This is a genomic window from Ferrimonas sp., assembly GCF_048263965.1.
Taxonomy (GTDB): Bacteria; Pseudomonadota; Gammaproteobacteria; order Enterobacterales; family Shewanellaceae; genus Ferrimonas.
Genome location: NZ_JBLXDO010000001.1, coordinates 335,392 through 359,092, shown reverse-complemented (window position 1 = coordinate 359,092; position 23,701 = coordinate 335,392). Strand labels below are relative to the sequence as shown.

Annotated in this window: 28 protein-coding genes; 13 read left to right on the top strand and 15 right to left on the bottom strand. The window is 61.0% G+C overall.

The window, feature by feature from the left end; translation table 11 throughout:
* Nucleotides 1-27: 27 nt before the first annotated feature.
* Together ACN0RV_RS01695 and ACN0RV_RS01690 are read right to left on the bottom strand one after the other, a co-directional pair.
* Nucleotides 28-501 (bottom strand): methylated-DNA--[protein]-cysteine S-methyltransferase, encoded by a 474-nt coding sequence (locus tag ACN0RV_RS01695; protein WP_417344992.1) that lies wholly within the window; start codon nucleotides 499-501, stop codon nucleotides 28-30.
* Complete coding sequence (locus tag ACN0RV_RS01690; RefSeq protein ID WP_417344990.1) at nucleotides 501-1,955, bottom strand: DNA-3-methyladenine glycosylase 2 family protein; 1,455 nt, start codon at nucleotides 1,953-1,955, stop codon at nucleotides 501-503. The genes ACN0RV_RS01695 and ACN0RV_RS01690 overlap by 1 nt, the downstream gene beginning before the upstream one ends.
* Nucleotides 1,956-2,186: 231 nt before the next feature.
* On the opposite strand from ACN0RV_RS01690, the gene ACN0RV_RS01685 reads away from it, so the two are divergent.
* Complete coding sequence (locus tag ACN0RV_RS01685; protein ID WP_417344988.1) at nucleotides 2,187-3,395, top strand: hypothetical protein; 1,209 nt, start codon at nucleotides 2,187-2,189, stop codon at nucleotides 3,393-3,395.
* Between the two features lie 55 nt (nucleotides 3,396-3,450).
* Here ACN0RV_RS01685 and murA read toward each other — a convergent pair whose 3' ends face one another.
* Genes murA through ACN0RV_RS01650 form a run of 7 tightly spaced genes read right to left on the bottom strand, consistent with a single transcriptional unit; the run spans nucleotide 3,451 to nucleotide 7,983 of the window.
* Nucleotides 3,451-4,710: a UDP-N-acetylglucosamine 1-carboxyvinyltransferase gene (murA, locus tag ACN0RV_RS01680; protein ID WP_417344986.1), complete on the bottom strand. Its 1,260-nt coding sequence runs from the start codon at nucleotides 4,708-4,710 to the stop codon at nucleotides 3,451-3,453.
* A gap of 16 nt (nucleotides 4,711-4,726) precedes the next feature.
* A complete protein-coding gene (locus ACN0RV_RS01675; RefSeq protein ID WP_417344984.1) occupies nucleotides 4,727-4,978 on the bottom strand; it encodes a BolA family protein in 252 nt (83 codons plus the stop codon).
* A 19-nt stretch (nucleotides 4,979-4,997) separates the two neighbouring features.
* Nucleotides 4,998-5,285, bottom strand: coding sequence for an STAS domain-containing protein (locus ACN0RV_RS01670; RefSeq protein WP_417344982.1), 288 nt, complete (start codon nucleotides 5,283-5,285; stop codon nucleotides 4,998-5,000).
* Entirely contained in the window at nucleotides 5,282-5,920 is a 639-nt protein-coding gene (locus tag ACN0RV_RS01665; protein WP_417344980.1) for an MlaC/ttg2D family ABC transporter substrate-binding protein, read from the bottom strand. Before ACN0RV_RS01665 ends, ACN0RV_RS01670 begins: the two co-directional genes overlap by 4 nt.
* Before the next feature lie 11 nt (nucleotides 5,921-5,931).
* Complete coding sequence (gene mlaD / locus ACN0RV_RS01660; protein WP_417344978.1) at nucleotides 5,932-6,399, bottom strand: outer membrane lipid asymmetry maintenance protein MlaD; 468 nt, start codon at nucleotides 6,397-6,399, stop codon at nucleotides 5,932-5,934.
* A 1-nt stretch (nucleotide 6,400) separates the two neighbouring features.
* Nucleotides 6,401-7,183: a lipid asymmetry maintenance ABC transporter permease subunit MlaE gene (mlaE, locus tag ACN0RV_RS01655; RefSeq protein ID WP_417344976.1), complete on the bottom strand. Its 783-nt coding sequence runs from the start codon at nucleotides 7,181-7,183 to the stop codon at nucleotides 6,401-6,403.
* Nucleotides 7,180-7,983, bottom strand: coding sequence for an ATP-binding cassette domain-containing protein (locus ACN0RV_RS01650; RefSeq protein WP_417344974.1), 804 nt, complete (start codon nucleotides 7,981-7,983; stop codon nucleotides 7,180-7,182). Before ACN0RV_RS01650 ends, mlaE begins: the two co-directional genes overlap by 4 nt.
* A gap of 295 nt (nucleotides 7,984-8,278) precedes the next feature.
* Between ACN0RV_RS01650 and ACN0RV_RS01645 the strand changes: the two genes are divergently transcribed.
* The 11 genes from ACN0RV_RS01645 to ACN0RV_RS01595 all read left to right on the top strand — a co-directional run bounded on the left by ACN0RV_RS01645 (nucleotide 8,279) and on the right by ACN0RV_RS01595 (nucleotide 15,987).
* Nucleotides 8,279-9,241: a calcium/sodium antiporter gene (locus ACN0RV_RS01645; RefSeq protein ID WP_417344972.1), complete on the top strand. Its 963-nt coding sequence runs from the start codon at nucleotides 8,279-8,281 to the stop codon at nucleotides 9,239-9,241.
* A 17-nt stretch (nucleotides 9,242-9,258) separates the two neighbouring features.
* Nucleotides 9,259-10,233 carry a KpsF/GutQ family sugar-phosphate isomerase gene (locus tag ACN0RV_RS01640; protein ID WP_417344970.1) on the top strand — a complete coding sequence of 325 codons (975 nt, stop codon included), beginning with the start codon at nucleotides 9,259-9,261 and terminating at the stop codon, nucleotides 10,231-10,233.
* Nucleotides 10,234-10,238: 5 nt separating this feature from the next.
* Nucleotides 10,239-10,787 (top strand): 3-deoxy-manno-octulosonate-8-phosphatase KdsC, encoded by a 549-nt coding sequence (gene kdsC, locus ACN0RV_RS01635; protein WP_417345390.1) that lies wholly within the window; start codon nucleotides 10,239-10,241, stop codon nucleotides 10,785-10,787.
* A complete protein-coding gene (lptC, locus tag ACN0RV_RS01630) occupies nucleotides 10,784-11,338 on the top strand; it encodes an LPS export ABC transporter periplasmic protein LptC (RefSeq protein ID WP_417344968.1) in 555 nt (184 codons plus the stop codon). Before kdsC ends, lptC begins: the two co-directional genes overlap by 4 nt.
* Nucleotides 11,325-11,867 (top strand): lipopolysaccharide transport periplasmic protein LptA, encoded by a 543-nt coding sequence (gene lptA / locus ACN0RV_RS01625; RefSeq protein ID WP_417344966.1) that lies wholly within the window; start codon nucleotides 11,325-11,327, stop codon nucleotides 11,865-11,867. Before lptC ends, lptA begins: the two co-directional genes overlap by 14 nt.
* On the top strand, nucleotides 11,864-12,595 hold the full coding sequence (lptB, locus tag ACN0RV_RS01620; protein WP_028107776.1) for an LPS export ABC transporter ATP-binding protein: 732 nt from the start codon (nucleotides 11,864-11,866) through the stop codon (nucleotides 12,593-12,595). The genes lptA and lptB overlap by 4 nt, the downstream gene beginning before the upstream one ends.
* 67 nt (nucleotides 12,596-12,662) lie before the next feature.
* Nucleotides 12,663-14,114, top strand: coding sequence for an RNA polymerase factor sigma-54 (locus ACN0RV_RS01615; protein WP_417344964.1), 1,452 nt, complete (start codon nucleotides 12,663-12,665; stop codon nucleotides 14,112-14,114).
* Nucleotides 14,115-14,137: 23 nt separating this feature from the next.
* A complete protein-coding gene (hpf, locus tag ACN0RV_RS01610; protein WP_417344962.1) occupies nucleotides 14,138-14,425 on the top strand; it encodes a ribosome hibernation promoting factor in 288 nt (95 codons plus the stop codon).
* Between the two features lie 2 nt (nucleotides 14,426-14,427).
* Complete coding sequence (gene ptsN / locus ACN0RV_RS01605; protein WP_417344960.1) at nucleotides 14,428-14,874, top strand: PTS IIA-like nitrogen regulatory protein PtsN; 447 nt, start codon at nucleotides 14,428-14,430, stop codon at nucleotides 14,872-14,874.
* Nucleotides 14,871-15,737 (top strand): RNase adapter RapZ, encoded by an 867-nt coding sequence (gene rapZ / locus ACN0RV_RS01600; protein ID WP_417344958.1) that lies wholly within the window; start codon nucleotides 14,871-14,873, stop codon nucleotides 15,735-15,737. The genes ptsN and rapZ overlap by 4 nt, the downstream gene beginning before the upstream one ends.
* Nucleotides 15,715-15,987: an HPr family phosphocarrier protein gene (locus tag ACN0RV_RS01595; protein ID WP_417344957.1), complete on the top strand. Its 273-nt coding sequence runs from the start codon at nucleotides 15,715-15,717 to the stop codon at nucleotides 15,985-15,987. Before rapZ ends, ACN0RV_RS01595 begins: the two co-directional genes overlap by 23 nt.
* 52 nt (nucleotides 15,988-16,039) lie before the next feature.
* Here ACN0RV_RS01595 and pmbA read toward each other — a convergent pair whose 3' ends face one another.
* Nucleotides 16,040-17,380 (bottom strand): metalloprotease PmbA, encoded by a 1,341-nt coding sequence (pmbA, locus tag ACN0RV_RS01590; protein WP_417344955.1) that lies wholly within the window; start codon nucleotides 17,378-17,380, stop codon nucleotides 16,040-16,042.
* Between the two features lie 120 nt (nucleotides 17,381-17,500).
* Between pmbA and yjgA the strand changes: the two genes are divergently transcribed.
* Nucleotides 17,501-18,025 carry a ribosome biogenesis factor YjgA gene (yjgA, locus tag ACN0RV_RS01585; protein WP_417344953.1) on the top strand — a complete coding sequence of 175 codons (525 nt, stop codon included), beginning with the start codon at nucleotides 17,501-17,503 and terminating at the stop codon, nucleotides 18,023-18,025.
* 57 nt (nucleotides 18,026-18,082) lie between these two features.
* Here yjgA and ACN0RV_RS01580 read toward each other — a convergent pair whose 3' ends face one another.
* Genes ACN0RV_RS01580 through ACN0RV_RS01560 form a run of 5 tightly spaced genes read right to left on the bottom strand, consistent with a single transcriptional unit; the run spans nucleotide 18,083 to nucleotide 23,533 of the window.
* The gene (locus tag ACN0RV_RS01580; RefSeq protein ID WP_417344951.1) at nucleotides 18,083-18,937 is read right to left on the bottom strand and encodes a hypothetical protein; all 855 of its coding nucleotides are present in this window, start codon (nucleotides 18,935-18,937) and stop codon (nucleotides 18,083-18,085) included.
* Nucleotides 18,938-18,973: 36 nt separating this feature from the next.
* Complete coding sequence (locus ACN0RV_RS01575; RefSeq protein ID WP_417344949.1) at nucleotides 18,974-20,128, bottom strand: ABC transporter permease; 1,155 nt, start codon at nucleotides 20,126-20,128, stop codon at nucleotides 18,974-18,976.
* Nucleotides 20,125-21,198, bottom strand: coding sequence for an ABC transporter permease (locus ACN0RV_RS01570; protein WP_417344947.1), 1,074 nt, complete (start codon nucleotides 21,196-21,198; stop codon nucleotides 20,125-20,127). The genes ACN0RV_RS01575 and ACN0RV_RS01570 overlap by 4 nt, the downstream gene beginning before the upstream one ends.
* Entirely contained in the window at nucleotides 21,195-22,169 is a 975-nt protein-coding gene (locus tag ACN0RV_RS01565; protein ID WP_417344945.1) for an HlyD family secretion protein, read from the bottom strand. Before ACN0RV_RS01565 ends, ACN0RV_RS01570 begins: the two co-directional genes overlap by 4 nt.
* Nucleotides 22,166-23,533, bottom strand: coding sequence for a TolC family protein (locus ACN0RV_RS01560; RefSeq protein WP_417344943.1), 1,368 nt, complete (start codon nucleotides 23,531-23,533; stop codon nucleotides 22,166-22,168). Before ACN0RV_RS01560 ends, ACN0RV_RS01565 begins: the two co-directional genes overlap by 4 nt.
* Nucleotides 23,534-23,701: the final 168 nt, after the last annotated feature.

Genomic DNA, 23,701 nt, shown 5'->3' with positions numbered 1-23,701 from the left:
CGAAAAAGGGCTCACTCGAGCCCTTTTTTAATCTGCGCGCTGTTCGTGACTGAGCAACGCCTGCTTGATCGCCAGACCGCCGGCATAACCGGTCAGGTTGCCACTGGCACCAATGACCCGGTGACAGGGCACCACCAGAGCCACCGGGTTGCGACCATTGGCCGCCCCCACCGCCCGCACCGCCTTGGGCCGACCGATCTGCCTGGCAATCTCACCATAGCTGCGGGTCTCGCCACTGGGAATGGTGGTCAGCGCCTGCCACACCTGACGCTGAAACTCGGTTCCCGGCATATCCAGAGGCAGCTCAAACGCTTGCCGCTCCCCCGCCGCATATTGCCGGCACTGCAGTCGTACCTGTGCCAGGGCAGAGGCGTCCCTTTGCCAATGAGGCTCGGGCGTGACCGGCTGGGCCCCCTGCTGAAACGCCAGCAACGCCAACCCCTTGTCGGTGACCGCCGCCAGGATCTCTCCCCAGGGGCTGTCCCAGATATCGTATTTCATCATCGCTCTCCTAGTGAGTGCCACATGGCCATCACGCCGTAGGCCCGCCAGGGACGCCACCCCTCCGCCAGTGCCAGGGTCTGCTTCGGCGTGCCCTTCTCCAGCCCCAGCGCGTGGTACAGGCCCAGATCCGATGCCACGAACGCATCGCTCTCCCCAAACGCCCGCATGCATACGTAGTGGGCGGTCCAGTCTCCCACCCCTTTCAGGGTTTTCAATCGGGCGACCCGGCTGGCCAGATCCCCCTGGCCGGCAGTGAACCCTTCGCTGTAACGCCTGGCGATGTCGCAGATCCAGGCTGCCCGGGTCTGCGTCAGCCCCAGCCCCGACAGGTCCGCTCCGGCCAGCTGTACCGGTTGTGGAAACAGCCGGCCCAGCTGCGGCCCCTCGCAGGGCGAACCGAAGCGCTCACACAGCCGGGTCAGTATGGTCCGCGCGCCCTTGACGCTGATCTGCTGACCCACGATGGCCCGCACCAGAGCTTCAAATTCGCTCCAGATCCCCGGCAGGCGCACCACCTTGTCCGGCTGATATCTCGCACCGAGCATGGGGTCCTGGGACAGATGGCGGCTCAGTTGCATGGGGTCCAGGTCCAGGTCAAACATCTGCCGGATGCGCTGCACCACCGGGCGTATCGCCCTGGGCTGATCACAGTGCAGGGTCAGCGCCAACGCCTCCTTGCCGGCAATGGGCGCCACTTCAAACCAGCCACTGCCTTGCTGCCAGCGGAACGTACGCCGGTACACCTCCCCATCGATCGCCTCGACACCGGACAGGGCCCGGCCAGACAGAAAACGGATCAATCCGACCCAGTCCAATGGTGGGCGGTAGTTCAGCGTCAGGCAGCATCCCTGAGGCTGTCCCGCCTCACCTCGGCGAACCTGGCTCGGCGTCAGCCGGAACTGACGAGCAAAGGCATCATTGAATCGTCTGCGGGATTGGAATCCACACGCCAGGGCAACGTCCATCACCGGCAGCTGGCTCTCGGCCAGCAACTGCTTGGCGAACAGCAGCCTGTGGTTCAACGCATAGTTCAGCGGCGACACCCCGAGATGGCGCTGAAACAGGCGACGCAGGTGACGGTCGCTGACCCCCAGGCGCTCTGCAAAGGGCCCCAGGGGCCCATCGAGTTCGCCGGCGTGAATCAGTCCAAGGGCTCGCTCCACCGTGGTTTCGCTGCCCCGCCACGCCGGGCTCAGCGGGGCACTTTCGGGACGACAGCGCAGACAGGGGCGGTACCCTGCCGCCGCCGCGGAAGCGGCGTTGTCGAAGTACTCTACGTTTTCAGGCTTGGGGGCAGGGGCAGGACACACCGGACGGCAGTAGATGCCGGTACTCTTAACCGCGGTAAAGAAGCGGCCGTCAAAGCGGCTGTCCCGGGCCAGACGAGCCTGTTCACATTGCTCATGGGTCAGTTTCATGGCAGCCAGCTTACCACAGGCCATGAGCGGCATGAGCCGTATCCGGACCTCACCCTGATTGACCCTTGGTTCCTGAGCCGGAAGGGTTCCAGATCCGTGAAGGGTCACAGCGCAGAGCCTCTCCCGTTTGACCCAACCCAATGTTTTCAACATCGGTTCAGAAAGAAAGAGTTATCCGGCATCTTCTTCACATTTTTTCCACTCACCAAAGCATTTAATCCAAACGAAATGCATGAAATGACCATATAAATCAGAGACATAAAAATGACAGAATTCAAAAGATTGACGCTTTCCAGTCTGGTGGTGCTGTTGGCCGCCTGTGGAGGAGGTTCAGAGAATTCCTCGCCCCAGACGGAGCCATTGACCGGCTATCTTAAGGACTCCGCACTCAGTGGTGTCAGCTATCACACCGGCAGCTTAAGCGGCGTGACCGGTCCGAACGGCGACTATCAATACCGACGCGGCGAGCAAGTGACGTTCAACATAGGAACCTTGGCTTTGGGTCAGGCTCAGGGCGCCCCTTTGACCACCCCCTTAGAGCTGATGACGCAGTACAGTTACGGTGACGACGAGATCACTAATCTGGTGCGCCTGTTGATGGCATTGGATTCTGATCAGCTGCCGGGCAACGGCATCCAGATCAGTGAAGCGCTGCGCTTTCAGTTGGAGCAACAGATCGATGCCTCTCAGATGCCCCTGGACGAGGACAATATCGCGTCACTGCTATCGCAACTGAGTTTTGAGGATGCTTTGGGCAACACCACCACGGTCACTCTGCCCTCTACAGATCAGGCACTGGTTCATCTGGACAACACCCTGAGGTGCGGATACGCCGGCCTCTATGTCGGCGAATACTCAGGAGATGACTCCGGGGTATTTGCAGCAGCTGTTGACCCGGCCTCTCTCACTGTCAGGGGTTCACTGCACAGCAGTCAGCCGTATGAGCCCCTGTTCGGCATCGAGGCAACGGCTCCCATCTTCCTGAGCAATCCCGACGAGCCCATCTCCATGGGGATCACCGGCGCTGGCAGTGATGCGGGCTTCCTCGGAACCATCTCCGACTACTCAACCATCAGCGGCACCTGGATCTGGCCCGACGTTCGCAGAGGTGGCAAGTTTCAGGCAGAAAAAGCCGTGGAAGAGGAGGCGGGGGCCCAATACAAGTATGTGGGGACCTATACAATCAACCCAATTGAAGGCACACCGGTGGATGGGGTCATTCAGGTACTGGTTCAGGAGGATGGGACTGCCGACATCGATTACATCAACATCTTCGATGAGGAACACACCCATATCCGCACCACGGTGGAACAAGGGCAGTTGGTGTTCACCCTCTACGATGAGTTCTTTCACCAGCAGCCCAGCTTCACGCTGCCCCTCGCCCTAAGGGAGGGGGAGGTGATCGACCTGATGCTGACGGACAACTACAACGGAAACGATTACAACTTTGCGCTCAGCAGCTGCCGGTTGTAAGGCCCACAAAAAAGCCGGCGCAATCGCCGGCTTTATTCATACTCCAACAGGGGGCCTAGATCAGACGCACCACGTCGGCACCCAGACCCGCCATCTTGGCTTCGATCTGCTCGTAGCCGCGATCCAGGTGGTAGATGCGATCCACTATGGTGGTGCCTTCCGCCACCAGGCCGGCAATCACCAGGCAGGCTGATGCACGCAGATCGGTGGCCATCACCTGGGCACCGGTCAGGCGCGCGCCCCCCTTGATCAGGGCGGTGTTGCCCTCCAGATCGACGCTGGCGCCCATGCGCTGCAGTTCGGGGATGTGCATAAAGCGGTTCTCGAAGATGGTCTCGGTCACCTTGCTCACGCCCTCTGCCACCACGTTCATGGCGCAGAACTGGGCCTGCATGTCCGTGGGGAACGCAGGGTGCGGCGCCGTTTTCAGGTCCACCGCCTTGGGCTTGTTGCCCAGCATGTCCAGGGCGATCCAGTCGTCGCCGCGCTCGATGGAGGCCCCGGCCTCCTCCAGCTTCAGCAGGACGGCGTCCATGGTGTCCGGAGCCGCACGACGACACACGATGCGGCCACCGGTTGCGGCGGCGGCCACCAGGTAGGTCCCGGTTTCGATGCGGTCGGGCATCACGTCGTAATGGATGCCGGACAGGCGCTCCACACCGTGAATCTCCAGGGTATCGGTACCGGCACCGCGCACGTCCGCGCCCATGGCGTTCAGGCAGTTTGCCAGGTCCACCACCTCGGGCTCCCGGGCGGCGTTCTCAATGACGGTGACACCGTCGGCCAGAGCCGCGGCCATCATCAGGTTCTCGGTACCGGTCACGGAAACCATGTCCATCAGGATGGTGGCACCTTTGAGGCGACCATCGACCCGAGCCTTGATGTAGCCCTCTTCCACCACCACATCGGCACCCATCAACTGCAGGCCGTGAATGTGCAGGTTCACCGGGCGGGCGCCGATGGCGCAGCCACCGGGCAGAGAGACATCGGCGCGACCAAACTTGGCCAGCAACGGACCGAGAATCATGATGGAGGCGCGCATGGTCTTCACCAGGTCATAAGGCGCCACATACTGATCTATGGTCTGAGGGCGGATCGCAATCACGCCCTCTTTCAGTTCACTGACCTCTGCACCGAGTTGACGCAGCAGTTGTGCACTGGTGTTCACGTCTCTCAGAGCGGGAACATTGCCGATACGCATCTCATCATCCGCCAGCACCGTGGCCATCAGAATGGGGAGAGCGGCGTTTTTTGCACCAGAGATGGTGACTTCGCCGGCTAAGGGGCCGGCTGCCCGAATTTGCAGTTTATCCACGCTGAATCAATCACACTCAGAGGTTGAACATCTTTTCGCGTTGCCACTCCGCTGGCGTGAGTGCCTTGATGGTCAAGGCGTGCAGGGTGCCGTCGGTGATCCTCTCCATCAGCGGGCCATACACGGCCTGCTGGCGCTTCACCTTGCTCATTCCGTCAAAGACGTCGCCCACGGCAATCACCTTGTAATGGGTACCTTCTGAGGTCACGATAACCTCGTCCAGGTCCATGGTGCCCTTCAACAGATCGGCCACTTCACTGTTCTGCATTTCCCTCTCCCTCTCGCCCTCAGGCGAGTGTTAAGAATTCGATATCGTAGAGCTCGAAGAGCGCTTTTACCTTAGCCGGTACCGCCACCAGACTGAGGCTCCGTCCCTGCCCCTGGGCCTCGGAAACCCACTGCAACAGCAAGGCCACCCCGGCGCTGTCGCAGTGGCTCAGGCCACTCAAGTCCAGCTCGGTAACGGCGTCAGTCAGGGGGTTATGCCCCGGCTTGGAAAAGTAGGGCACTGAGTCCAGATCCAGCCGGCCGTTAAGGCATAGGCGGGTGTCCTGGATGGTGGCGGTTGCGCTCATTGGCTCTGTCCTGTGGTGGCAACAATACCCTGTCGATTGCGCTCCGCCAACTGTGCAGTGACAGATTCGATGCCGTTCTGGCGAATCAATCCGCCCAGTTCAGCCTGTTGAGACGCCAGCAGGCTGATGCCTTCCGCAACCAGATCAAAGACTTTCCAATGGCCCTTCTTGTTCTTGCGAGCCTTGAACTGAAGATCCACCGGTTCACGACGTTCTTCGATCAATTTCACGTTGATGGCAACGATCTTGGCATCCCCATAGGGTTGCTCAGGGGCAAACTCCAGGGTCTGATCATTGTACTTATTAAAGGCGTTGGCGAAGGTCGCCAGCATGTACTCTTTGAACTGTTCGGTAAACGCCAGACGCTGCTCCTTGGTGGCGCTGCGGGCTTGCTGGCCCATCACCTTATAGGCAGCGTATTTGTAGTCGATGTAGGGCAGCAGCTCCTCATCGATCAGGGCGCGCACCTTAGCAGGGTCCTGCTCCAGTTCGCCGCGCTCCTGGGCGAGACGGCCAAACGCCTTATCCGCCACCTCTTGCATCATCACATAGGGGTTGGTGTAGCTGGTGGCCTTGGCCGGCATCACGGCCGCCACAAGCAGAACCAGGCCCAGTTGTAGAATCCGTTTGATCATCGGCTCCTCCGTTACTCTTTACCGGCGCTATACAGGAATTGGCCAATCAGTTCCTCCAGAACCATGGCGCTGCGGGTGTCCTCCAGACGCCCACCATCCTCCAGAATTTCCGACTCATCATCGATGAATCCAGGGGTGAGGCCGATGTACTGCTCACCCAGCAGGCCGGAGGTCAGAATCGAGGCGCTGCTGTTGTCCGAGAACTGATTGAATCGGGTCTCGATGGCCAGGGTCACCTCGGGGATCAGCAGATCAGGATCCAGATCGATCTTGGCCACCCGGCCCACGACCACGCCGCCCACCTTCACTGGCGAGCGCTCCTTCAGGCTGCCAATGTTGTCGAACTTGGCGGTCAGGTAATACACGTTGGTGTGAGACCGGGGATCGATGTCCGCTACCTTGAACACCAGCACCAGGAAGGCGATCAATCCAGCCGCCAGGAATGCACCTACGGCCAACTCCAGTTTTCTATTCGTCATGCTAGTTTCCAAACATCAATGCGGTCAGCAGAAAATCCAGTCCCAATACGGCCAGGGAGGCGTGCACTACGGTGTCCGTGGTGGCTCTTCCCAATCCTTCGGCCGTGGGGACGGCATTGTAGCCCTTGTAGGTGGCAATCCAGGTTACGACCACTGCAAAGGCGACAGATTTAATCAGACAATTCACAATATCCTGGCGCCACTCCACCGAGGCTTGCAGGATGGACCAGAAGGCGCCGTCGTCGATCCCCTTCCACTCCACGCCCACCAAGTGTCCACCCCAGATACCCACGGCTACAAACATCAGTGCCAACAGAGGCATGGAGATCACCCCGGCCCAGAATCGAGGCGCAATCACCCGGCGCAGGGGATCCACCGCCATCATCTCCAGGCTGGCCAGCTGCTCGGTCGCCTTCATCAGGCCGATTTCGGCGGTCAGGGCGGAGCCGGCACGGCCGGCGAACAACAGGGCAGTCACCACCGGGCCCAGCTCACGCAGCAGGGACAGGGCCACCATGGGGCCCAGGCTGTCCTCGGTGCCAAAGTCCACCAGGATGGTGTAGCCCTGGAGGCCCAGCACCATACCGATGAATAGGCCGGACACCAGGATGATCAACATGGAGAGTACCCCCACGTTGTAGATTTGGCGCGCCAGCAGCGGCCACATCTTGGCTGGCTGAGGGCGGTGCACCAGGGCACCCCACAGCATCATACCTGCCCGGCCCAGAGAGCTGATCTTATCCAGCCCCGCAGCGCCGAGCCGGGCAACGGATTCGAGAATCATTTGTGCATCAGCTCCTGTTGATAGTCCCGAGCCGGATAATGGAAGGCCACGGGACCGTCCGCCAGTCCCTTGAGGAACTGGTTCAACTGAGGGGATTCGTTGGACAACAGGCTCTGGCTGTCACCTGCACCTATCACCTGACCATCGGCAATCACATAGGCGTAATCGGCGATGGAAAGCACCTCCTGTACGTCGTGGCTCACCACGACGGAGGTCAGTTCCAGAGACTGGCCCAGCTCCTTGATCAGCTTCACCAGCACCGCCATGGAGATGGGGTCCTGACCGGCGAAAGGCTCATCGTACATCACCAGTTCCGGCTCCAGGGCGATGGCCCTGGCCAGGGCGGCACGACGCTGCATGCCGCCGGAAAGCTCCGACGGCATCAGGCCGGCTGCCCCGCGCAGCCCAACCGCCTCGAGCTTCATCAGCACCAGTTTGCGAATCAATGATTCACTCAGCTGAGTGTGCTCGCGCAGAGGGAAAGCGATATTGTCATACACCGACATGTCGGTGAACAGGGCTCCGGACTGGAACAGCATGCTCATGCGGCGGCGCATCTTAAACAGATCCTGGCGACCGGCTTGATGCAGGTCTTCACCGTCGAACAGCACCCGTCCGGAATCCGGCTGCAGCTGGCCGCCAATCAATTTAAGCAGAGTGGTTTTACCAATGCCGCTGGGGCCCATGATGGCCGTGACCTTCCCCTTGGGGATCACCAGGTCCAGCCCTTTGAAGATGCGGCGACTGCCGCGACTGAAGGTCAGCCCCTCAACCTCGATCAGGTTGTGTTGAGTATCCACTTAGAACGTCATTCCCTAATTTCAGACACGACTTCAGATCGTAATGGGTCAGATTACCAAGAAATGGGAAAAAATTTAACAACAAAACAGCGCCCTTCCCCCACGATTCAGTTTCAGTTCAGACAGCATTGGGTCTCTAGAGTTTCAGTACGGCGAAGCCGATTTTCGCCTTTGCCGGGCACTGAACCCAGTTTATCCACCCCAAATTTTGCACTCAACAACGGGGGACGCCCTTTTCTTTTCAAAATGTTCGGGCGACAATGCGCCTCTTATACTGCCAGGCATTTTTTCAACCATGTTGCTCAACCTGTTACTTCTGGCCGGCGGGCTTGCCCTGCTGGTGTGGAGCGCCGACCGATTTGTTTACGGCGCCGCCGGCATTGCCCGCAACCTGGGCCTGCCCTCGCTGATCATTGGCCTGACCATCGTCTCCATGGGCTCCTCTGCCCCCGAAATGATGGTGTCCGCCACCGCGGCCCTGGAGGGGCGCGGAGATACCGCCATAGGTAACGTTCTCGGTTCCAACATCGCCAACATCACCTTTATCCTCGGCGCCACCGCACTGCTGCGCCCCCTGGTGGTCAGCAGCACCACACTCAAGCGTGAAATGCCGCTGATGATGGTGGGTACCCTGTTGGCCGGCTACCTGCTCAGCGACCTGGAGCTGAGCCGCAGCGACGGCCTGATTCTGCTGGTGGCCTTTGTGGCCATTCTTGGGTTTCTTTGCATTCAGGCCTGGCAGAACCGGGACACAGACCCCCTGGCTCAAGAGAGCGACGATGAGATCCCCAAAGATCTCTCCACCCCCAGAGCCCTGTTCTGGCTGGTGTTGGGTATGGCACTGCTGCCCCTGGCCTCGGGCTGGATGGTGGACGGCGCCGTGGGGATTGCCCAATGGTTTGGCATGTCCGATCTGGTGATCGGCCTGACCATCATCGCCGTGGGCACCAGCCTGCCGGAGCTGGCCGCCTGCATCGCCGGCGTCCTCAAAAATGAAGACGACCTGGCCATTGGCAACGTGGTGGGGTCCAACCTGTTCAATATTCTTGCGGTGCTGGCGATTCCGGCACTGCTGGCCCCGGGCCAGGTGGATGCCAACGCCGCCGGCCGGGACCTCTATATGATGCTGGCCACCAGCCTGGCGCCTCTGCTGCTATTGTGGATGAAAAAACGTCAGATACTGGGACGCATCGAAGGACTTATCCTTCTGGTTGTATTTATTGCCTATCAGGGCATGCTGTTTAGTCAGGCGGGTTAAAGGAGCAAAGCGACACCATGACCAACCCCTCTCAACTGCGTCAATGGGGACGCGAAGTGATCGATGTGGAGATTGAAGCCCTGCAGGGGATGCAGCAATACATCGACGACAGCTTTGTGGCCGCCTGTGAACAGCTCCTGGCTTGCCAGGGGAAGGTGATCGTCATGGGGATGGGCAAATCCGGCCACGTGGGCAACAAGATTGCCGCTACCCTGGCCAGCACCGGCACCCCCTCCTTCTTCGTCCATCCCGGCGAGGCCAGCCATGGCGACCTGGGGATGCTCACCGAGCAGGATGTGGTGGTGGCCATCTCCAACTCCGGCGAGGCCAGCGAAATCATGACCCTGATGCCGGTGATTCGCCGTCTGGGCATCCCGGTGATCGCCATGACCGGCAAGCCGGACTCCAGCCTAGCCCGGCTGGCCCAGGTGCACCTGTGCATCAAGGTGGAGAAGGAAGCCTGCCCCCTGGGGCTGGCGCCCACCTCCTCCACCACCGCCACCCTGGTGATGGGGGATGCCCTGGCGGTCGCCCTGTTGCAGGCCAAAGGGTTCACCGCCGACGATTTTGCCCTGTCTCATCCCGGCGGCGCCCTGGGACGCAAGTTGCTGTTGCGCGTCGACGATTTGACCCACAGAGGCGAGCACCTGCCCTGTGTGGAGGAGAAGGTCTCCCTGTCACAAGCCCTGCTGGAGATCTCCGCCAAGGGGCTGGGCATGACCTGCGTGGTCAACGATCAGGGGCGTCTCACCGGCATCTTCACCGACGGCGATCTGCGCCGGGTGCTGGATGCCCGGGTGGAGATCCACAACAGCACCATAGGCCAGGTGATGACCGCCAACCCCATTACCCTGGCGGACAACATCCTGGCCGCCGAAGCCCTCAAATTGATGGAGGAGCGCAAGATCAATGGCCTGGTACGCATTGACGACCAGGGCCGCCCCGTCGGCGCCCTCAACATGATGGACATGCTCAAAGCGGGAGTACTCTGATGACCATGATCGATACCCTCTATGGCCCCGTCTCTCAGGAGAATCTGGACCGAGCCGCCAACATCCGCCTGCTGGTGTGCGACGTGGACGGCGTGTTCTCCGATGGCCGCATCTACCTGGGGAACCAGGGCGAGGAGCTCAAGGCGTTCCACACCAGAGACGGCTTCGGCATCAAAGCCCTGCAGGGCACCGGTGTTCAGGTGGCCGTCATCACCGGCCGCCGCTCCGAAATTGTTCAAAATCGCATGAGCGCCCTGGGCGTCGCCCACATCTATCAGGGGGTGGAGGACAAAGTCAGCGCCTATGAAGAGCTGAAGGCCGCCCTGGATCTGCAGGACGAGCAGTGTGCCTACATCGGAGATGACCTGGTGGACGCCCCGGTGATGGAGCTCACCGGCCTGTCCGTTGCGGTCAATGACGCTCACCCGCTGCTGCTGCGCCAAGCGCACCTGGTCACCGGCACCCGTGGCGGCTTTGGTGCCGTCCGTGAGCTGTGCGATCTGATCATGGAAGCCCAGGGCACCTTCAAGGATGCCAAAGGGATGAGCGTATGAAGCGTGAAGGGATAGCCATTGCCATCCTGTTTGGTGCCGCCATCCTGTTGACCTGGCGATCCATGGTGATGAAAGACCAGGCACAGGTGGACGTCAAACCCAGCTACCAGCCGGACTTCGTCGCCAAGAATCTGCGCAGCCGCATCTACTCAGAGTCAGGCCGCCTCAGTGCCGAGATCAATGCCGAACAGATGGAGCACTACCAGGCCCTGGCCCTCACCCGCCTGCAGGAGCCGGACTATCTGCTCTACCCTGAAGACAGCCAGGGTCAGTGGCGGGTACAGGCCACTCAGGGGCAACTCAGTGACGGCCGCCACGTGGTACTGGAAAATGATGTTATCATCACAGCCATCGAGCCCAACGAACCACTTAAGACCATTACCACCGACTATCTGGAACTGGACCTGGAGACGATGATCATGACCTCCAACCGCCAGATCAAAGGCAATGGCGAGGGCTTTAACATCACCGCCAAAGGGTTGTGGGCGGATCTGAATTTGAACCGGATTGAATTGAAGAGTCAGGTAAATGCCATCTATGAAACCCCTTAAACTGCTTCTGGCTGCCATGCTGCTGCTGGGCAGCACCGGCGCCACAGCCCTGGACAGCGACATTCACGAAAAGGTGGAGGTCAAAGCCGACAACTCTCGGGCGGATCTGCCTAACGGCATGCTGATCTACTCCGGCCGGGTGCGCATCACCCAGGGCACCCTGCTGATCAACGCCGACGAGTTGCGCGCCGAAGCCACCGACGACAAGGTGGTGACCACCCTGATCGCCTCCGGCTCTCCCGCCACCTACCAACAGATGATGGAGAACGGCAAACTGGCCCAGGCCGAAGCCGCCGAAATTCGCTACGACATCCAGAAACGCATCCTTACACTGAAAGGGAAAGCGGAGATGCGCCAGTCCGGCAGCCTGGTTCAGGGCGACACCATCCAGTACGATCTGGAGAAGCAGATGCTGGTGGCCGAAGGCAACAAGGATGAGCAGATCACCACCATCTTCCAGCCCGCGGAAGCCGACCTGAAATCCCTGGCCGAGCCCAAGGAGAAGAAAGAGGGTGAGAAGCAGCAATGACCCGCTCAACCCTGACCGCAGAGAAATTGGCCAAGGCCTACAAGGGCCGGGAAGTGGTCAAGAATGTTGGCCTTGAGGTCAGCACCGGCCAGATCGTGGGTCTGCTTGGCCCCAATGGCGCCGGCAAGACCACCACCTTCTACATGGTGGTGGGCCTGGTGCAGAACGACCGGGGGCGGATCCTCATCGACGGTGAGGAGATCACCCTGCTGCCGATGCACAGCCGGGCCCGAAAGGGGATCGGCTACCTGCCCCAGGAATCCTCCATCTTCCGCAAACTGTCTGTGTACGACAACCTGATGGCGGTGCTGCAGACCCGTAAAGGGCTGAGCCAGTCCCAGCGGGTGGAGAAACTGGAGCAGTTGCTGGAAGAGTTTAACATCACCCACATCCGCGACAGCCTTGGGATGAGCCTGTCCGGCGGCGAACGCCGCCGGGTGGAGATCGCCCGGGCCCTGGCCGCCGATCCCAAATTCATCCTTCTCGACGAGCCCTTCGCTGGCGTCGACCCGATCTCGGTGATCGACATCAAGAAGATCATCCAGCACCTGAGGGACCGCGGCCTGGGCGTACTGATCACCGACCACAACGTCCGTGAAACTCTGGACGTCTGTGAACACGCCTATATTGTCAGCCACGGCGAGCTGATCGCCCAGGGCGAACCCGCCGCCATCCTCGAGAACAAGCTGGTGCGCTCGGTATACTTGGGCGACCAGTTCAAGCTATAGTAATTTGAACTCCCGACCAGGAATACAACCGGAAAAAACAAGAAGGAATAAGGACAGGTTGTTGTAAATGAAGACTTCTCTACAGCTAAAGCTGGGACAGCAGCTCACCATGACCCCGCAGCTGCAGCAGGCCATTCGCCTGCTGCAACTGTCGACTCTGGATCTCCAACAAGAGATTCAGGAGGCCCTGGATGCCAACCCCCTGCTTGAAGTCGAGGAGGATCTGAGCCCAGCCGTCCCCGACACCCCGGATGCCCCTTCCCGGGATGAGCTCGAGCCCGCCCCGGAAGCCGCCAGTCTGGACACCAGCGAGGCCCTGAGTCAGACCGACATGCCGGATGATCTTCAGGTCGACGCCTCCTGGGATGAATATTACACATCCTCCCCGGCCCCCATGGCCAGTCGGGAGGATGACATGCCCTTCCAGGGCAGCACCGGTGACAGCCTTCAGGGCCACCTGCTGTGGCAGATGGAACTGACCCCCATGTCCGATACCGATCGCGCCATCGCGGTGGCCATCATCGATGCCACCGATGAACGCGGCTACCTGACCCAGACTGCCGAGGATATTCTCGAAGCCATGGGCGACGACGAGGTCGAGCTGGACGAGGTGGAGGCGGTACTCAAGCGAGTGCAGCGCTTCGACCCTGTGGGCGTCTGTGCCCGGGATCTGGCGGAGTGCCTGCTGGTGCAGTTGAGTCAGTTCGATGGGGCGACTCCCTGGCTGGCTGAGGCCAAGATGCTGATTCAGGAAAATATGGATCTGCTGGCCAACCGCGACTTCCGCGGACTGATGCGCAAGACCCGCCTCAAGGAGGAGGAGCTCAAGGAGGCGATGGATCTGATCCAGACCCTCAACCCTCGTCCCGGCAGCGCCCTGGTCAGCGACAATGACCAGTACGTGATTCCCGATGTGGCCGTCTCCAAGCGCAAGGGGCGCTGGGTGGTAGAGCTCAATCCGGACACCATGCCCAAGATCCGCATCAACGAGCAGTATGCGGCCCTGAGCCGCAACAGCCGCAACCAGGCGGACAGCCAGTTCGTCCGCGGTCACCTGCAGGAAGCCAAGTGGTTCCTGAAGAGCCTGGAGAGTCGCAACGATACCCTGCTCAAGGTGGCCAACTGCATCGTCCAGTTCCAGCAGGGGTTCCTGGAATACGGCGACGAAGCGATGAAGCCCATGGTGCTCAACGATGTGGCCGAAGCGGTGGACATGCACGAGTCCACCATCTCCCGGGTGACCACCCAGAAATATATGCATACGCCCCGTGGCATCTTCGAGCTGAAGTACTTCTTCTCCAGCCACGTCAGCACAGACAGTGGCGGCGAGTGCTCATCCACGGCAATTCGTGCTTTAATTAAAAAATTGGTTGCTGCAGAGAATCCTAAGAAACCTCTCAGTGACAGTAAAATGGCGGAGCTGCTGGCAGAACAGGGCATCAAGGTGGCGAGACGGACCATCGCCAAGTACAGGGAAGCCCTGGGCATTGCTCCATCCAATCAGCGGAAACAGCTGTAACCAGCAAAAAAGGAGGAACCTATATGCAAATCAATCTGACCGGTCATCATGTCGAGATCACTACCGCTCTGAGAGATTATGTGCACACCAAGTTCGACAAGCTGGAGCGCCACTTTGACCATATCTCCAACGTCTACGTGGTGCTGAATGTGGAGAAAACACAGCAAACCGCCGAAGCCAAACTGAATCTGAGTGGCCGCGAAGTGTACGCGACCCACCACCACGACAACATGTACGCGGCCATCGACGGCCTTATCGACAAGCTGGACCGTCAGGTCATCAAGCACAAAGAGAAAATTTCACGCCATTAATCATGGACATATCCACGTTACTCAGCCCGGAGTGCGCCACCATCGCCGCTCCGGGCCTAAGCAAGAAGCGCGCCCTGGAGATGATCTCCCAGTTGGCGGGCGAGCATCACGGCAACCTGAACCCCCAGCAGCTGTTTGAAAGCCTGCTGGCCAGGGAGAAGATGGGTACCACCGGCATCGGCAAGGGGATCGCCCTGCCCCATGGCCGGCTAGCCAACATCGACCGCCCCATTGCCGTGTTCATCAAGTGCGACGAAGCGATCCCCTTCGACGCCATCGATGGCAAGCCTGTGGACCTGCTGTTTGCCCTGTTTGTCCCCGAGGACGCGGTACAGGAGCACCTGGCCACCCTGGCCGCCATGGCCAAGACCCTGCAGGACAAAGAGACCTGCCGGGCCCTGCGTAAATGCAGTACCGACTCGGAGCTTTATGCCCTGGTGACCTCGTGAAGCTGATCATCCTCTCCGGACGTTCCGGTGCCGGCAAATCCGTCGCACTTCGGGTCCTCGAAGACCTGGGGTGCTACTGTGTCGACAACCTGCCCGCGGTGATGCTCCCCTCCCTGGTGGAGGAGATGCTGGATCAGTGCGACACCCTGGCAGTCAGCCTGGACATCCGCAACCTGCCTGACCAGGCGGAACAGATCCCGGAGATTTTGAAGCACCTGCCGGACTCCATCGAAAAACAGATCTACTTCCTGGACGCGTCAGACACCAGCCTGATCAAGCGCTACAGCGAGACTCGCAGGCTGCACCCCCTGTCGCGCAGCGGCACCTCCCTGGCGGAAGCGATCGCCTCAGAGACCCAACTGCTGGCCCCCATTCGCGACCTGGCCGATCACAGCTTCATGACCGACGGCCTGTCGGTCCATCAGCTGGCCGATGAGATGCGCACCCGCCTGCTGGGTCAGGCGGAGCGGGAGCTGCTGTTGGTGTTTGAATCCTTCGGCTTTAAACACGGCATTCCCAAGGATGCCGATTACGTGTTTGACGTACGCTTCCTGCCCAACCCCCACTGGGATCCCGCCCTGCGACCGCTCACCGGTCTGGATAAACCGGTGCAGCGCTACTTCGCCAAGGAGTGGATAGTGGCGCGCTTTATCGAACACACTGAGAACTTCCTGCTCAACTGGCTGCCGATGCTGGAGCGCAACAACCGCGCCTACCTGACCGTCGCCATCGGCTGTACCGGTGGCCAGCACCGCAGTGTCTACATCGCCGAGCAGCTGGAGCAACGTTTCCGTCAGCGACAGAAGCAGACCTCGGTCCGTCACCGTGAACTGGACAAACGTGAAGCTGACAAGAACCCTTAAAGTCGTCAACAAGCTGGGCCTGCACGCCCGCGCCGCCACCCGGCTGGCGCAGTTGGCCCATAACTACGACGCCCGTATCCAGGTGATCCACGGAGACCAGAGCGCCAGTGCCGACAGTGTGCTGGGCCTGCTGATGCTGCAAACCTGCCAGGGGCAGGAGGTGACGGTGATCTGCGAGGGCCAGGACGCCGAGCCCGCCCTGGAAGCGGTCACCCAGCTGTTCAGCGGTCGCTTCGACGAATCAGAATAAAAAAACCGGAGCCTGGCTCCGGTTTTTTATCTCATTGGCACACCAGCCCCGATCAGTTGCCGGCGACCTTCATGGCACTCAGCAAGATGGAACCTGTCTTGATGCTGGTACGGGGATCCACATCGGTACCCACCGCCACCATATCCCGGTACATCTGCTTCAGGTTGCCGGCGATGGTGATCTCGTGCACCGGATACTGGATGATGCCATTCTCCACCCAGAAACCAGCGGCGCCGCGGGAGTAATCCCCGGTCACCCCGTTCACACCATGGCCCATCAGTTCGGTCACATACAGGCCGGTACCCATCTGCTTCAGCATGGAAGCCAAGTCCCCCCCATTGCTGGCCAGCTGCCAGTTATAGATGCCACCAGCGTGACCCGTGGTGGTCATCCCCAGGCGACGGGCAGAGTAGGCGGTCAGCAGGTAGGACTCCAGTACGCCGTCACGGACAATCTGCCGGGCGCGGGTGGCCACCCCCTCCCCATCGAAGGGAGCACTGGCCAGGCCCACTGGCAGGTGGGGGTTCTCTTCGATGGAGAACCACTGGGGCAGAATCTGAGTGCCCAGGCTGTCCAGCAGGAAAGAGGACTGACGATAGAGTGACGCACCGCTGATGGCGCCCACCAGATGGCCCACCAGGCCGGTGGCGGTCTCCGCAGAGAACAGCACAGGCACTTCGCAGGTGTCGATCTTGCGCGCCCCCAGGCGGGCGCTGACCTTGGCGGCGGCACTCACGCCCAGCTCTTCCGGGTTCATCAGGTCGGCAAACCGGCGTCCCACGGTGTAGTCGTAGTCTCGCTCCATCCCTTGCTCATCCTTGCCGATCAGCACGCAGGAGAGGCTGTGGCGGGAGGAGGCATAACTGCCGATAAAGCCATGGCTGTTGCCATACACCTTGATGCCGGCGTGGCTGTTGCAGCTGGCGCCATCGGACATCTCGATACCATGCTCGCTCTGAAGAGCCGCCTGTTCACAGCGGGCCGCCAGATCGATCCCCTCCTCCGGGGTCAGGGCATGAGGATGGTAAAGATCCAGGTCAGGGAACTCGGTGGGCATCAGCTCGACCTCGGCCAGGCCATTGTGCTGGTCTGCCGTGGTGTGGCGGGCGATGCCATCGGCGGCGCGCACCGCATCGACGATCGCCTGGGCACTGAGATCCGAGGTAGACGCATTGCCCTTGGCACCCTCGCGGTAGAGGGAGATGCCCAGGGCACCGTCCTTATTGAACTCTACGGTCTCCACTTCACCCATGCGGGTAGAGACGCTCAATCCCTGCTGCTTACTGATGGCCACCTCTGCGGCGGACACCCCCAGTTTTTTGGCCTCGTCCAGGGCCAGGGCTACCGCCTCCTCCAGCTGCTGACGCTGGGCTTCAATGCTGACTTGAGTCACTCGTCGATTCCATAAAATTCAGTTGCAAGAAAGGATAGCAAACCCCGCCCCCGCTCCGATAGGGGCATGACGCTTCAGAGCCTGTTAGAATAGGCGGACAAGATTTTGAGGAGAGTAACTATGGCAGCAAAACGCCCGGAACCGGAGCTCCAGGAAGAGGAGTGGATCAGCAAGTCGGAGCTTAAGCGGGAAGCGGAACAGCTGCAGAAGATCGGCAACGAGATTGTGGCCCTGGGTAAAAACGACCTGGCCAAGGTGCCCATGGACGAAGAGCTGGAGGACGCCGTTGCCCTGGCCCAGCGCCTGAAAGGGAAGAACGAAGCCCATCGCCGCCAGCTGCAGTTTGTTGGCAAGCTGCTGCGCAGCCGGGACCCTGAGCCCCTGGTGGCGGCCCTGGACAAGATCCGCAACAAGCACAACCAGGCCAACCAGGAGTTCCACAAGATGGAGCAATGGCGCGACCGGCTGATTGCCGAGGGTGACGATGCCATGCAGGAGCTGTTTGCCGAAGTTCCCGCCATGGCCGAGGAGCGCCAACGGGTGCGTCAGCTGATTCGCCAGGCCGCCAAGGAAGCCAAGGCCAGCAAACCACCCAAGTCCTCCCGGGAGCTGTTCAAGCTGGTGCGTCAGTACCTGGAAGAGTAGATACGAGTATCAGGAGGGAGGCACAGGCCTCCCTCCTTTCTTTTTCGCTAAGCCACCTCAGAAGTGAGTGGTCACCACCACGCCAAAGGCGCTTTCTGAAGCCAGGTCCCGCTTCTCCCCGCCATCGGGGCCGCGCAGGGAGAACTCCCCTTCGGAGCGATGACCCAGGTAAGCGGACAGGCGCCAGCCCCCTTCGGCAGTAAAGCTGCCCCGCAGGAAACTCAGAGGCTGCTCAATCTCAATGCCCCCCTCGTCCACGGCAAAGTTCTGGGTCCGATAGGCCATACCCGCACCGAACTCCCAGGTGGGGTTTAACCGGTAGGAGAGCTCCAGGCCTCCGCGGCCGGCGAAGCCGGGCTCGAAGGGGTTATCCAAACGGAGTTTGTCGGTGATCTGCCATTTGATGAACAGCACCGGCATCCAGCGAACATCATAGGGGTCATTGAAGTAGCCCCCACCGAAGCCCAGGGTCAGGGTCTCACTGACCGGATAGCTGGCCCCCGCCAGCAGACCATACCCGAAGCCGTCGCCAAACGAGGCGGTGTCTGCGTAGGACCACTGTACCCTCGGCCCCAGGAACCAGGTCAGGCCGCTGCGGTTGGGCTTGGTGAAGTTTACCCCCACCCCCAGGGTCTTGACGTTATCCCAGGCCTCGAGGCGTCCATCCATCAATGAACTGCGGTTGAAATCAAAGTCACTGTAGGCCCCCTCAAGCTGCCAGCTCATCAGCCACTGGTCGTTGAGGCGTGCCCCCTTATCCAGGGTAAAACCGTAGATCTCCTGGCCCACTTTGCCATTGTCCTCGAGGGAGGCCGAGGGAAAGGCCACGGTGTAGGGGGTAAAGGTCATGGCGGGCTGATTGGCGCTGGCACCGAAGGCCAGCAGCAATAATCCAAGATAGCGGCGGTTCATCACGATTCCTTGTTAATCAAAACAACATGATACGAATCAGACGTCGGTGGGATCATGGCTGCCCAATGCCTGACGTCTTTTCAGCCCCAGCAGGGCCAGGATGCCCCATGCTAGCACCTGTAGCCACAGGGAAGACAGTTCGTACCCCAATCCAGACAGCCCCAAATTCAATTGGTTCGCCTTGATCATGGCGATCATCGCCGGCTGGGCCGGCAACCAGGCAAACAGGCCACTGAGCAGGGCGGACATGCTGTCCGTGGGCCAGACGAAACCGCTGGTAAACAGGATCGGCATGCCGGTCAGCACCATCAGCTGTACCGGCACCGCCCGGCGCTGAAACAGGGTGCTGATGGCCACCCCGGCCAGGGCGGTGGCCAGCAGGAAGGGGGTTAGCACACTGACCATGGTCTCGAACGGGGCCGCCATGACCACCGACTGCCAGGGCAGCACCAGGTCGAAATAGAGAACGCAGGAGGGCAGATAGAGACAGGCCAACATCGCCGCCCGGGCACAGAGCCAGGTGGCCGTTGGGTAGCCAGGCCAGCCGCCGCGGGTATTCCAGTTGTTGGCCCCCAGCATCGCCGCCACCATCAACAGGGTCTGGTGGAGAATCAGCACCAGGGCGCCGGGCAGCACATAGCTGGAGTAACTCATGCCCGGATTGAACACCGGCTGGAATTGGACCTTCACCGGCTGCAATCGACGCATCTCAGTGGCGATGTTCCCTCCCGAGGCCACGCCACGCTGCAAGCGCACCGTCGCACTCAGGTAGCCCGCCCCCTCAAGGGCAGCGGTCGCCAGATTGCTGTAGGGCAGCAGGAAGCTGCCATCCCCGGCAGCGGCCAGTTGTACCTGCTCTCCCCGATACAGGTTTCGCTCAAACTGGTGGGGAATGATGATCATCCCCTTAAGATCCCCCTCTGTGAGGGCAGACTCCGCCGACCTCTGGTCAGGGTAAACCTGGGTCAGAGCCACCTTGGGCGAAGCCAGCCACATTCTCAGCAGCTGACGGCTGGTGGCACTCTGGTCCAGGTCCACCACCGCCACTGGCTGGTCCAGGGCCACATGGTTGGCGTAGGGCAGCGGATAGATCACCGCATAGAACAGGATGCCGCCGATGGCGGTGAGCATGGCGGCCTTGTCCGCCAGCAGCCCCTGCCACTCCAGCTTGAACAGTTGCCACCAGCTCATGGCATCCTCCTGTAGAGGCAGGCCACCGGGATCAGCAGCAGTGACATCATCAGCAGCGGCCAGGTGGCCGACCAGTTGTGGTTAGCCCCCGCTTGCAGCATCAGCGGCAGGTAATGGGTAGTGGGCATCAGTACCCGCCAGATCTGAGCGGCAGCCGGCATCGACTCCAGGGGAAAGCTGATTCCCATATAGGCGAAGGCCGGGGCAAACAGGGCACCGCCTATGCTGGTGGCCCGCACCGGGTCATCCACCACCATGGCCACCAGCAGGATGATGCCGGCGATGGCACCAAGCAGGGGAATCATCCCCAGCCACAGGATCAACATGGATCCGGCCATGGGCAGATTGAGCCCGGAGTAGAGCACCAGCAGGCCGACGCCCCCCATCAGCCACCACCACAGCAGCAGCAACATGATCCTCAGGGGCAAACCGCGCTTGCCCCTGGCTACCGCATTCACCAGGGTGGCACTGACCAGCAGCTGGTAGAGAGCCAGCAGCAGGCCGGGCAACAGGAAGGGCAGATACCCCAGGTCCGGATTGAACATGGGGGTCATGGAGACAGTTACCGGCACCATGACCGCAGGCAGTGACTCCGTTGGCGTGCCGTCGGAGAGCGCCCCCTGGGCCCCCACCTCAGCCAGGCCGCCGCGAATGGCCCCCGCCGCGGCGGAGTAGAGCCGCTTGCCCATCAGCAGATACTGGGCGTTATAACGCACCGGCAACTGGGGCTGACGCCCGGCGATCAGGTCTGCGGCAAACCTGGAGGGGATCACCACCTGGGCATACACCTCGCCACGTCGCATCGCCCGCTCCGCCTCCGCTTCGGTGGCATAAGCCACCAGGCCGATGGCCGGACTGGCCTGCAACTGTCGCCCCAAAGCACGACTGACCGTGGTGTTGTCCATGTCTGTCCAGGCCACAGGCAGTTGAGTAGGCAGGCTGCGGGCGAATACGCCCCACAGAGACAGGGCCAACAGCACCGGCAGCCAGGTCATCAGGCTTGCCTGCCAGGGGTCCGACAGCAGATCACGGATACTGCGGTGCAGCAGGACGACGATGGATTTGGTCATTGCTCAATCAGCGCGGTCATCCCGGCTCGCAGGCCGGGGATGGTGTCCACGGGCACCAGCTCCACCTCAAAAGTGCGCAGGTCGAAGGCCATGCCAGATTCGGTAGCGTTCCAGGTGGCGTAGTCTCCCAGCACCGAGCGGTAACGCACCGTGAAGGGAAAGCTGTTGCCCAGGGCGGGGATGCGCACCTGCACCTGCTCCCCCTCGGGGAAACGGGCCAGACTGTCCTCGCGAACATTGAACAGGGCCCAGGCATCGCTCATGTCCACCAGGGTCACCACCGGGAAGCCTGTGGGCGCCAACTCCCCCTCATCCAGCAACACCTGGCTGACCTCACCGGCGCGCGGGGCACGCATCTGGCTGTCCGCCAGTACCGCCTGCACCTCGTCCAACTGGCCCCGGGCGGCCAACGCCTTGCCGGCAGCGGCATCCCGGGTCTCCTGGCGGGCGCCCTCCTCCGCCATCTGGTAAACCGCTTCCGCGGCCTTCTCGGTGAATTGGGCCGCCTGCCACTGGGTGTAGGCTTCGTCGCGCTTCTGACGAGCCACCACGCCTTCGTCAAACAGGGCTTCCACCCGATCGAAGGTCACCCGGGCCAACTCGGCGGCGGCCTGAGCCTTGTGCCACTGTTCGCGGGCCGCCAACACCTCCTGACGACGGGCACCATTGTCCGCCTGGGCCTTCAGCGCCTCGGCCGCCTCCAGGCCGGCTCTGGCCTGGGTCTGCTTGGCCTCCAGTTCCGGGCTGCTGATGGCAAACAGCAGATCGCCTCTTGCCACCTGATCGCCACGATGAACCAGAATTCGCTCCAGGCGACCGGGCACCTTGGAGGAAACATGGTATTGGCGGGCTTCAATCTGGCCCTGGATAAACTTGGCGTCCGGCTGGCTCAGGGTCCAGGCGGCTCGGCCTGCCAGGCCCGCCAGCAGCAATACTGCCAGCAGACCAAAGAGTTGGTTCAGTCGTTTCATTGGGTTTCGGTACTCATCAGAAGTTGGAACAGCAGCGACTGGTTGTCACTCATGGCCGCCAGTTGTCCCAGGGCCACCAGATAGTGGTACTGGGCCGCGGCGCGGGCAGTCTGCACCTCCAGCAGCTTGTCTCCGGCGTCCACCTGATCGATGGAGGTGCCCAGCCCCTGGGCAAACGCCAGTTGACGCAATCTGAGGTTTTCTCTGGCCAGGGATTCGGCGCTGGCCAGGGCACGGTACTCGTGCTGAGCCTGGGTCAGTTGCTGCTCCCTGGAGGCCATCAGCAGATCCAGATCCTGCCGGGTCTGCGCCTTGAGGTGCTGCACCTGAAGTTGAGCACTTTTCGCCGCACGAACCCGATCATTACGCCCATCATTGGTGAAGATAGGCACCTTGAGGGTCACCCCCACCATCCACTCGGGCTCCAGCTCAGACAACAGGCTTTCATCCACGTCGAAGCTGTAGTTGCCCACCAGGGCTAGCTCCGGCTTGTAGCGACCCCGTTCGGCCTCAATCGCCCCTTTGGCCTGGGCCTCCTTGGCGCCAAACAGGGCCAATGCGGGATGGGTGTCCAGCATCTGCCGGTGCCAGCCACCCAGATCCGGGCTCTGCATCGGCAGAGCCAGAGGCTGGCTCAGCTCACTGCCCTTCTGCTGCAACAGGGTATCCAGGGCCATCTGCGCCAGGGTGCGTCGACGGCTGGCCTGAGACAGAGCCACCTCCCCCTGCTCCATGGCCACCTGGGCATTGAGCTTCTCCACTTCGGCGATCTGTCCCTGACGTTGCAGCGCCTGGGCATTGGCCAGGTGTTGCTTCAGAGTCTCCAACCTTGCCTGGTGCAGTTGTTCCACCTTATGGGTCAACGCCAGGGCAAAGTAACGCTCCACCAGGGTGGTAAAGCGCTCCTGGGTATCCAGACGGGTCTGCTGTTTCTGCTGCTCCGCTTCGGCTGCCTTGATGCTCTTAGCCGCTTCAATGCGCCCCCCCACATAGAGAGGCCACACCGCCTGCAGGCTGGCATGGTAGATATCGCGGTCGGTGATCTCGGTTTTCCAGGCGGAGTCCGGCAAGGGGGGAAGCAATCCAGCCGGCAGCGCCGAGAGCATCTGTGGCAGTGGGTTGATTGCCCTGGCATCCAGCTCCACCGGGCTGTCCAGCCGCAGGTAGCTGCCTCTCAGGGTCAGGCTGGGATCACCCAGTTGCTGTGCCACGCCCAGCTCCGCTTCGGCCCGCTGATGGGCCTGCTGCTGAGCCTGCAGCTTGTCACTGACGCTCTCCACCCGCTGCCAGGCCTGATGCAGGCTCAGGGGCTGAGCAGACAGGGAGCCGCTGAGACAAAGCAGGGCACAGATCCAATATCTCATCGTCTGTCCAAGTTAGAGTTGAAACTCTAGATCTTACTCCATCCAGTTTCACAGTCGAGTGCTTTTCCACTCGTCTGATCTCTAAGTCACGTCAGCACTGCAGTTTTTTCACGTCAGCAACAAAAACGGGGCCCCAAAGGGCCCCGAATACTCACTCCGCAGACAGGG

What these genes read in the sequence shown, in the direction of transcription:
- ACN0RV_RS01695 (WP_417344992.1), bottom strand. Translation starts at nt 501, where the DNA reads ATGAAATACGATATCTGGGACAGCCCCTGGGGAGAGATCCTGGCGGCG.
- ACN0RV_RS01690 (WP_417344990.1), bottom strand. Translation starts at nt 1,955, where the DNA reads ATGCCGCTCATGGCCTGTGGTAAGCTGGCTGCCATGAAACTGACCCAT.
- ACN0RV_RS01685 (WP_417344988.1), top strand. Translation starts at nt 2,187, where the DNA reads ATGACAGAATTCAAAAGATTGACGCTTTCCAGTCTGGTGGTGCTGTTG.
- ACN0RV_RS01675 (WP_417344984.1), bottom strand. Translation starts at nt 4,978, where the DNA reads ATGCAGAACAGTGAAGTGGCCGATCTGTTGAAGGGCACCATGGACCTG.
- ACN0RV_RS01670 (WP_417344982.1), bottom strand. Translation starts at nt 5,285, where the DNA reads ATGAGCGCAACCGCCACCATCCAGGACACCCGCCTATGCCTTAACGGC.
- ACN0RV_RS01665 (WP_417344980.1), bottom strand. Translation starts at nt 5,920, where the DNA reads ATGATCAAACGGATTCTACAACTGGGCCTGGTTCTGCTTGTGGCGGCC.
- mlaD (WP_417344978.1), bottom strand. Translation starts at nt 6,399, where the DNA reads ATGACGAATAGAAAACTGGAGTTGGCCGTAGGTGCATTCCTGGCGGCT.
- mlaE (WP_417344976.1), bottom strand. Translation starts at nt 7,183, where the DNA reads ATGATTCTCGAATCCGTTGCCCGGCTCGGCGCTGCGGGGCTGGATAAG.
- ACN0RV_RS01645 (WP_417344972.1), top strand. Translation starts at nt 8,279, where the DNA reads ATGTTGCTCAACCTGTTACTTCTGGCCGGCGGGCTTGCCCTGCTGGTG.
- ACN0RV_RS01640 (WP_417344970.1), top strand. Translation starts at nt 9,259, where the DNA reads ATGACCAACCCCTCTCAACTGCGTCAATGGGGACGCGAAGTGATCGAT.
- kdsC (WP_417345390.1), top strand. Translation starts at nt 10,239, where the DNA reads ATGATCGATACCCTCTATGGCCCCGTCTCTCAGGAGAATCTGGACCGA.
- lptC (WP_417344968.1), top strand. Translation starts at nt 10,784, where the DNA reads ATGAAGCGTGAAGGGATAGCCATTGCCATCCTGTTTGGTGCCGCCATC.
- lptA (WP_417344966.1), top strand. Translation starts at nt 11,325, where the DNA reads ATGAAACCCCTTAAACTGCTTCTGGCTGCCATGCTGCTGCTGGGCAGC.
- lptB (WP_028107776.1), top strand. Translation starts at nt 11,864, where the DNA reads ATGACCCGCTCAACCCTGACCGCAGAGAAATTGGCCAAGGCCTACAAG.
- ACN0RV_RS01615 (WP_417344964.1), top strand. Translation starts at nt 12,663, where the DNA reads ATGAAGACTTCTCTACAGCTAAAGCTGGGACAGCAGCTCACCATGACC.
- hpf (WP_417344962.1), top strand. Translation starts at nt 14,138, where the DNA reads ATGCAAATCAATCTGACCGGTCATCATGTCGAGATCACTACCGCTCTG.
- ptsN (WP_417344960.1), top strand. Translation starts at nt 14,428, where the DNA reads ATGGACATATCCACGTTACTCAGCCCGGAGTGCGCCACCATCGCCGCT.
- yjgA (WP_417344953.1), top strand. Translation starts at nt 17,501, where the DNA reads ATGGCAGCAAAACGCCCGGAACCGGAGCTCCAGGAAGAGGAGTGGATC.
- ACN0RV_RS01580 (WP_417344951.1), bottom strand. Translation starts at nt 18,937, where the DNA reads ATGAACCGCCGCTATCTTGGATTATTGCTGCTGGCCTTCGGTGCCAGC.
- ACN0RV_RS01575 (WP_417344949.1), bottom strand. Translation starts at nt 20,128, where the DNA reads ATGAGCTGGTGGCAACTGTTCAAGCTGGAGTGGCAGGGGCTGCTGGCG.
- ACN0RV_RS01570 (WP_417344947.1), bottom strand. Translation starts at nt 21,198, where the DNA reads ATGACCAAATCCATCGTCGTCCTGCTGCACCGCAGTATCCGTGATCTG.
- ACN0RV_RS01565 (WP_417344945.1), bottom strand. Translation starts at nt 22,169, where the DNA reads ATGAAACGACTGAACCAACTCTTTGGTCTGCTGGCAGTATTGCTGCTG.
- ACN0RV_RS01560 (WP_417344943.1), bottom strand. Translation starts at nt 23,533, where the DNA reads ATGAGATATTGGATCTGTGCCCTGCTTTGTCTCAGCGGCTCCCTGTCT.